Source organism: Tardiphaga sp. (genome assembly GCF_044340795.1).
In the GTDB taxonomy this organism is placed as follows: Bacteria; Pseudomonadota; Alphaproteobacteria; order Rhizobiales; family Xanthobacteraceae; genus Tardiphaga.
In genome coordinates this window covers 1-7,930 of sequence record NZ_JBIISY010000263.1, presented here as the reverse complement: position 1 = coordinate 7,930, position 7,930 = coordinate 1, and the positions used below count along the sequence as shown (strand labels likewise).

The window sequence follows — 7,930 nt, the reverse complement described above, 5'->3', positions numbered from 1 at the left end:
CCCGGATCGCGCGATGCGCCATCCGGGCCACCACGGCTGCGGCAGCAGCCTCAGTTCTTCTTCATCATATTGTCTTTCTTCATGCCGTCCTTCTGCATGGCATCCTTCTTCATGCCGTCTTTCGACATTCCATCCTTGGCCATGCCATCTTTCGACATGCCCTGAGCACCACTGCTCTTGGCCATGCCGTCGCTCTTCTGCATGCCGGTGCCGGTCTGTGCGAAGGCGGCAGGCGCGGTGCCGAGGGCGATGGCGCAGATCGCTGCAAGAATCGTCGTCTTCATGATGGTTCTCTCCTGACGGGACGTTGCCGCGACGCCATGTCCAACAACACGCCCTCACAAGTGCTACGTGGCGAATCCAAAGATGTTACAGACCGCGAGCCAAAGGACTGTCGCAAATCTGTTGTAGGGCTGGCGACGAACGCTCGTACCCACCGCATCTGGCCTGATTGCTGCATGAATTTTGCAGTCGCCCATTTCCCTCCGAGACATTGCCCATGCATGACTACGACATGATCGTCATCGGCTCCGGCCCTTCGGGCCGCCGCGCCGCCATTCAATGCGCCAAGCTCGGCAAGTCGGTGCTGGTCGTGGAAAAGGGACGACGGGTCGGCGGTGTCTCCGTGCATACGGGCACGATCCCCTCGAAGACGCTGCGCGAAACCGTTCTCAATCTCTCCGGCTGGCGCGAACGCGGCTTCTACGGGCTCGGCTATCGCGTCAAGCAGGATATCGGTGCGCAGGACCTGATCGCGCGGCTGCACAAGACGCTCAATCACGAAGTGGAAGTGCTCGAGCATCAGTTCAGCCGCAACGGCGTGCGTACCGCCAATGGCGAAGCGCGCTTTGCCGGCCCGCATGAGATCGACATCGTATCGGAGCGCGGCGACGTCAAACGAGTCACCGGCGCAAAAATCCTCATCACTTGCGGCACGCGACCATTCCGACCGGACTATGTGCCCTTCAATGGCAGCACCGTGCTCGACAGCGACGAAGTCGTCGAACTGCCAAAACTCCCGCGCAGCCTCGCCGTTGTCGGCGCCGGCGTCATCGGCGTCGAATATGCGACCATCTTCAGCGCGCTCGACGTGGCAGTAACACTGATCGAACCGCGATCGAGCTTCCTCGATTTCATCGACAAGGAGCTGATCGGCGAATTCATGCACGAGCTGCGCGACCGCAATGTCGCATTGCGGCTGGGTTCAAAGGTCGAAGCTGTCAGGATCGCGGAGAGCGGACACATCGTTACCGATCTATCCGACGGCCGCCATGTCACCTCCGACATGCTGCTGTTCGCTGCCGGCCGTGTCGGCGCCACGGACGCGCTCAAGCTCGACGCGGCGGGGATCGAAGTCGATCATCGCGGCCGCATCAAGGTCGATCCCGCAACGATGCAGACGAATGTCCCGCACATCTATGCAGCCGGCGATGTGATCGGCTTTCCGTCACTGGCTTCGACCTCGATGGAGCAGGGCCGCGTTGCCGCCTGTCACGCGCTCGGCATCGATGCCCATGTGCCGCCGGAGTTCTTCCCCTACGGCATCTATTCGGTGCCGGAAATCTCGACCACCGGCCTGACCGAAGAGGAAGTGCGCGAGAAAGGCATTCCCTACGAAATCGGCATCGCCCGTTTCCGCGAGACCTCGCGTGGCCACATCATGGGGCTGAACAGCGGCATGATGAAGATGATCTTCTCGACCCGCACCAAGCGCCTGCTCGGCGTGCATATCCTCGGCGAAGGCGCGACGGAGCTGATCCATATCGGCCAGGCCGTGCTGAACCTCAAAGGCACGATCGATTATTTCATCCAGAACACGTTCAACTATCCGACGCTGGCTGAGGCCTACAAGATCGCCGGGCTGGACGCCTGGAACAGGATGACGGCGAAATAGGCAGGGGTGCGCACATCCCACCCTGATATGTCATCGCCCGCGAAAGCGGGCGATCCAGTATCCGATGACAGTTGTGTCGAAGCCGTTGAAGTCCGTGCTTACTGGGTCGCCCGGTCAAGCCGGGCGACGACATGTGTGCATTAACCCCACGGCCCCTTGCGCTGGCCGCCGTTCCACGGACCGGTCGCGGCCGGGGCTGCTGGACGCTGCTGCACATAGCCGCCCTGCCCGCCCATCTGCTGCGCGAGCTGCTGCAGGGCCGCGATGCGGTTCTGAGTCGCCGGATGCGTCGTGAACAGATTGTCCATGGCGCGGCCCGACAGCGGGTTGATAATGAACATATGCGCCGTGGCCGGCGAACGCTCCGCATCCTCGTTCGGAATATGGTGCGCGGCATTCTCGATCTTGGCCAGCGCCGAAGCGAGCCACATGGGCTGGCCGCAGATCCGCGCGCCCATTTCGTCCGCCGCATATTCACGCGTACGGCTGATTGCCATCTGCACCAGCATGGCGGCCAGCGGCGCCAGAATCATCAGCGCGATCTGGCCGATGACGCCCGGGCCATTGTTGTTGCGGTTGCCGCCGAAGAACATGCCGAACTGGGCAATCATGCCGATCGCACCGGCGATGGTGGCGGTGATGGTCATCAGCAACGTGTCGTGATGCTTGATATGCGCAAGCTCATGCGCCACCACGCCGGCGAGTTCTTCGCGCGAGAGCTGCTGCATCAGGCCCGTCGTGACGGCGACGGCGGCATTCTCCGGATTACGACCGGTGGCGAACGCGTTCGGCTGCGGATTGTCCATGATATAGACCTTGGGCATCGGCAGGCCGGCATTGTGGGCGAGCTCGCCGACCATGCGATACAGGTCCGGCGCGTTGCGCGCATCGACCGGCTGGGCACCGTGCATCGACAGCACCGCGCGATCCGAATTCCAGTAGGCGAACATGTTCATGCCGGCAGCGACCACCAGTGCGATCATCGCGCCCGACGCGCCGCCCATGAGATAGCCGACGCCCATGAACAGGGCGGTCATGCCGGCCAGCAGAATTGCGGTCTTGAAGTAGCTCATTGGTCCTCCTGCCCCCGCGCACAACCGGAAACGAATGCGCTGCGGTGCAGGCATAAAATGGTGATGGTGCTGATTGTTCCGCAAGACGGGACGATGCGGCAGCGCGTCGCGGCCATGCCGGTAAATGCATTGACGGACGCCTTGGCGCCTCTAGGCTGGCTCCCAAGCAAAAACATTACAAAGAGGAAACATCCATGGCTCGCGTGAAGTTCGGCGCCTTTCTCGCTCCCCATCATCCCATCGGCGAACATCCGATGCTGCAATTCCGACGGGATCTCGATCTGGTCGAGCAGCTGGATTCACTCGGCTATGACGAATTCTGGTGCGGCGAGCACCATTCATCCGGCTGGGAGATGATCGCCTCGCCCGAGATGTTTCTGGCCGCCGCAGGCGAGCGCACCAAACGTATCCGGCTCGGTACCGGCGTCATCTCGCTGCCCTATCACCACCCCTACAATGTCGCGCAGCGTATGGTGCAGCTCGACCACATGACCGGCGGACGGGCGATTTTCGGCTCCGGGCCGGGCGCGCTGGCCTCCGATGCACATACGCTCGGCATCGATCCGATGACCCAGCGCGACCGTCAGGATGAGGCGATAGACATCATTCGCCGGTTGTTCAGGGGCGAGCGCGTCACTGCCAGGAGCGACTGGTTCACCATGAATGACGCAGCACTGCAGATCCTGCCGCTGCAGGAGGAAATGCCCTTCGTGGTCGCGTCACAGATCTCGCCGTCGGGCATGACACTGGCCGGGAAATACGGCATCGGCATCATTTCGCTGGGCTCGATGTCGACGCAGGGGCTGATGGCGCTGCCGACGCAATGGGGCTTTGCGGAAGATGCGGCGAAGAAGCACGGCACCACGGTGGATCGCGCCAACTGGCGCGTGCTGCTGAGCTGGCACATCGCCGAGACACGCGAACAGGCGGCGCGCGAAGCCGGGCCGGGCCTGATGCGCTGGCACAACGAATACACGGTGAAGACGCTGCAGCGGCCGGGGCTCGCGCCGTTCAAGTCGCCGGAAGACGCCGTGGAGAAGACAGCGGGCGGCGAGAATGCTGCGTCCACGATCGGGACGCCGGACGATCTCATCAAGACCATCAAGAACCTGATGCAGGTGAGCGGCGGCGTCGGCACCATCATCGGCTTCGTCCACGACTGGGCCAATCCGGAAAGTACCCGACGCAGCTGGGACATGGTGGCGCGCTACGTGGTGCCGGAGATCAACGGCTATATCGCCAGTCTGCGCAAATCGCAGACCTGGGTGATCGAGAACCGCGAGGTGTTCGAGCGCGCCGGTCAGGCCGTCATGGCAAAGATCATGCAGAACGACAAAGCCGCAGCGGCCCTGCCACTGACAGGGCCGGGACGTGTCGCGATCCCGACGGTGAATGCTCCGGATTTGCGAAAGGGGTGAGGTCGTCGTTTGTAGCCCGGGTGAAGCGCAGCGTAACCCGGGGACCGCGTTTTCAATTATGCCCGCTGTCCCCGGATTGCGCTGCGCTTCATCCGGGCTACGTTTACTCCGCCGTCCCGAACATCTGCCGCATGCCGACATAGCCGGCCTGCTGCTGGCTCCAGTTGCGTCCGCCGGTGACGCCGCCATCGACGACGAGGTCATTGCCATTGACGAAACTGGATTCGTCGCTCGCGAGGAAGACCGCGGCATGAGCGATGTCGTCCGGCAGGCCGGCGCGCGGGATCGGCTGGGCGGCCTTGAACACCTCGCGCATCTTCGCAGCCGTGTTGTCGGCGGCTTCAACCGACAATCCGAGCGCCTTGCCGAAAATGCCGGTGGCAATGGCACCGGGAGAGATGCTGTTGACGCGGACGCCGCTCTCGCCCAGCTCCATGGCGACGCATTTGGTGAGATGGATCACCGCCGCCTTGGCGGCGCCATAGACCACTGAGGACGAATACCCCGCGAGCCGACCGGCGATGCTGCCATTATTGATGATGCTGCCCGAGCCCTGCTTCTTCATATGCGGCGCGGCGTGCTTCATGCCGAGCATGACACTGCGCACGAGCGTGGCCATCGCGGCGTCGAACCGATCAACATCAAGCCCTTCGATGCCACCGGTCTGGGCAGGGCCGCCGGCATTGTTGAACAGGCAGTCGATACGACCGAAATGATCGACGGCATGTGCGATCAGCGCCTTCATTTGCGCTTCGTCGGTGACATCGGTCTGCAGGAAGCGGCAGGCCGTGCCAAGCTGCCTGGCCAGCGCCTCGCCTTCCGCGGCGCGACGGCCCGCGATGACAATTTTCGCCCCCTGCTCGACGAAAATCTCTGCTGTGCGCGAGCCGATGCCGCTGGTCGCCCCGGTGATGACCGCGACCTTGTTATCCAGACGTCCCATGAGCGCTTCCCCATTTTGATTTTATGGGAAGCATTTGATGCCGGAGTCCAGCGCCGGCGCAAGGTGTATTTCGGAGGATGCCGCGAACGATAGCGGCAGCGCTATTTGGGAGGTCGCGGGAATCTCGACAACTCGGCCGGCTCCGGCATGCGCATCTGGGCGCCAGCCATGGTCGGCGCGTCGCGATAGTGGCGCACGCCATTCAGATCGAGCACGAACAGCGGGTGGTGATTGGGCAACTGCACGTCCTCCACCATTGCCATGCGGCGATTGTCGAGCAGCCACCAGCGGCCATCGAGGCGAACCGAAGCCACGGCGTGATCCTCCTGACGCAACGTGTCACGCATGATCACGAGGCGGAGATCGCTGGGTGCAAAACCGGCGGCACGCAATGCGACGAATTTGGCGATCGCGTAATCTTCGCAATCGCCGGCACCGACGGCGAGCAAATCCAGTGGCGCGCGCCAGACATCAGTTTCACCATACAGCGCGAGATCGCTGTTGGGACGGATTGCGAGATTCAGCGCGCGATTGATTTCGCCAGCACGGGCACGCCCCTGCTTTGCCTTGCCGGCGGCGACGATATCGAGAAACTTCTCCGCCAAGGGCGATGCACATTTGCTGCGATCTTCCTCGCAGATGGCGAGAACGAGCATCTCGTCGTCAATCTGACGCTCGACCGCGCGCCATTTTTCACTCAGCGCGTTGTTGTCCGGCAGCGTGACCGCAGGGCGGGAAAATGGCTCGGCAGAGCGCAACATGTCCGACGCCTGAAATGGCATCATCGGTGCGGCGACGGCACCGCCCCCAGCAATTGTCAGTCCACACACGAAGAATGCTGCGCATATCCGGCGCGAGAAATTGGCTTCAAACATCTGAAACGCCCCGTCCCGTCCGGGTCATCGGCAAGCCCCCGCTCGCACGTGCCAGGATCATTGATGCCGGGCAGCATGGGCGCGGGTGTTTGCCGCCTCGTTAAATGACGGCCATAGCTCGGCGGTTTCACCAAACGGGGCTAAACCGGCGTCTCGCATTTAGTGACAATTTGAACGATCGCGAGGAAAAGGGTGTCTTGGCTCCTGAAGAGAGGTGCCATTATACCGGAGCGACTTCGTTCCAGCTCCGCTCAAGTTGTGGGGAGACGACCGGTATTCAGACTGGCTTCGTGGTTAATGCGAAGTTAACAATCCGATCAAAGGCATAGCATCCGGCAGAAGGCGTCGGCGCCGCAACCCGTTCACATGCGTAGACGTCCACTTTCGCATTGCACCCCTTGGTGATATGCATGGCTTTATCCTTATCAAATTATTACCGACGAGCGTGAGCATTGACCTACGCCGGGACGTCTGATTTCGGGCTGTTTGAGGGCTCGAGCAACGATGATGGGAGCGAGGCCGCAACGGCCATCGCCACGCCGTCTCATGCCGGCAGTTCCACCATTATCGTCAAAGACGCCCAGTTGCTGTTTTCCGGCGACTTTGCGCGCCGCGGTGCCGATCTCGTCCTGTCCAAGGACGGCCATGACCACGTCATTCCCGACTATTTCAAAGGACCACTGCGCAAGGGGCTGAGCTCGCCCGATGGTGCGACGCTGTCGCCCGATCTGGTCAAGGCGCTGGTCGGCGAGGTGCAGACGGCACAGGCTGGCGGCGCGGCCGGTACCGCCGCCCAAGTGATCGGCTCCGTCAGCAAGCTGGCAGGCACCGTCATCGCGATCCGCAATGGCGTTTCGGTGAACCTGAATGCCGGCGACAATGTGCAGAAGGGAGACGTCGTCCAGGCCGGTGCGGATTCCTCGCTGACCCTCACCTTCATCGACGGCACGGTGTTCGGCCTGTCGGCCAATGCCCGCATGGTGCTGAACGAGATGGTCTACGATCCCAACGGGTCGTCGAACTCCTCGCTGCTGAGCCTGATCCAGGGCACCATCACCTTCGTCGCTGGCGAGACAGCGAAGAACGGCGACATGCGCGTCGATACGCCAGTGGCGACCATGGGCATTCGCGGCACCGCCGTGCTGGTCGAGATCGGCTTCGAAGTGCCCGGTCAGGGCGCGGCTCCGCCGGCGAAATTCCAGGTGCTGGTGGAGCCGACGGGCCGCACCGGCTCCTATGTGCTCTACAACAAGAACACCGGCGCCATCATGGGCACGGTGAACCAGGCCGGCCAGGTGACCTCCATCACTGGCAGCGGCGATGTCAATGTGGGCACCGCCGAGCCGCTGACGCCGATCGCGCAGGCCATCATCCAGCAGACACTGCAGCAGTATTTCCCGAACTATGTACCGAGCGCCAATCCGCGCAGCAACGGCGGTGGTGGCTCGACGCCGTCAGATCCCAATTCCGGCACCGCTCCGGATCCGCTGAAATTCGCTCCGCTGCCTGAAGTCTTCCCAGGTCAGCCCTATCGGGTGCCGATCAAGCTGCCCGGCTTTGATAGCAACACGCCTCAGATCGATGTCTTCGTCACGCGCTTCAACAGCGCACCGACGGTGACCGTCGCGTCGGTCGTCGTGATGCTGCCGGTGGACAGCAATAACTTCAATATCGGTGAGCGGGTCACCATCACCGACCCCGATGCCGGCGACACGGCGATTCCCTAC

7 protein-coding genes are annotated in these 7,930 nt (G+C 62.4%); 3 read left to right on the top strand and 4 right to left on the bottom strand.

What is annotated here, in order from left to right; translation table 11 throughout:
• Positions 1-50: 50 nt before the first annotated feature.
• On the bottom strand, positions 51-284 hold the full coding sequence (locus ACIQ17_RS28015) for a pentapeptide MXKDX repeat protein (RefSeq protein ID WP_398472654.1): 234 nt from the start codon (positions 282-284) through the stop codon (positions 51-53).
• Between the two features lie 215 nt (positions 285-499).
• Here ACIQ17_RS28015 and sthA point away from each other — a divergent pair, with 215 nt between their 5' ends.
• Positions 500-1,894 (top strand): Si-specific NAD(P)(+) transhydrogenase, encoded by a 1,395-nt coding sequence (sthA, locus tag ACIQ17_RS28010; RefSeq protein ID WP_398472653.1) that lies wholly within the window; start codon positions 500-502, stop codon positions 1,892-1,894.
• Positions 1,895-2,034: 140 nt separating this feature from the next.
• Here sthA and htpX read toward each other — a convergent pair whose 3' ends face one another.
• Entirely contained in the window at positions 2,035-2,967 is a 933-nt protein-coding gene (gene htpX, locus ACIQ17_RS28005) for a zinc metalloprotease HtpX (protein ID WP_398472652.1), read from the bottom strand.
• A gap of 194 nt (positions 2,968-3,161) precedes the next feature.
• On the opposite strand from htpX, the gene ACIQ17_RS28000 reads away from it, so the two are divergent.
• Positions 3,162-4,385: an LLM class flavin-dependent oxidoreductase gene (locus ACIQ17_RS28000; protein ID WP_398472650.1), complete on the top strand. Its 1,224-nt coding sequence runs from the start codon at positions 3,162-3,164 to the stop codon at positions 4,383-4,385.
• A gap of 103 nt (positions 4,386-4,488) precedes the next feature.
• Here ACIQ17_RS28000 and ACIQ17_RS27995 read toward each other — a convergent pair whose 3' ends face one another.
• Together ACIQ17_RS27995 and ACIQ17_RS27990 are read right to left on the bottom strand one after the other, a co-directional pair.
• Complete coding sequence (locus ACIQ17_RS27995) at positions 4,489-5,328, bottom strand: SDR family NAD(P)-dependent oxidoreductase (protein WP_398472649.1); 840 nt, start codon at positions 5,326-5,328, stop codon at positions 4,489-4,491.
• 101 nt (positions 5,329-5,429) lie between these two features.
• Positions 5,430-6,089, bottom strand: coding sequence for a transglutaminase-like cysteine peptidase (locus ACIQ17_RS27990; RefSeq protein ID WP_398472648.1), 660 nt, complete (start codon positions 6,087-6,089; stop codon positions 5,430-5,432).
• Between the two features lie 566 nt (positions 6,090-6,655).
• On the opposite strand from ACIQ17_RS27990, the gene ACIQ17_RS27985 reads away from it, so the two are divergent.
• A partial coding sequence (locus ACIQ17_RS27985) for a FecR domain-containing protein (protein WP_398472647.1) occupies positions 6,656-7,930 on the top strand: 1,275 nt, incomplete at its 3' end.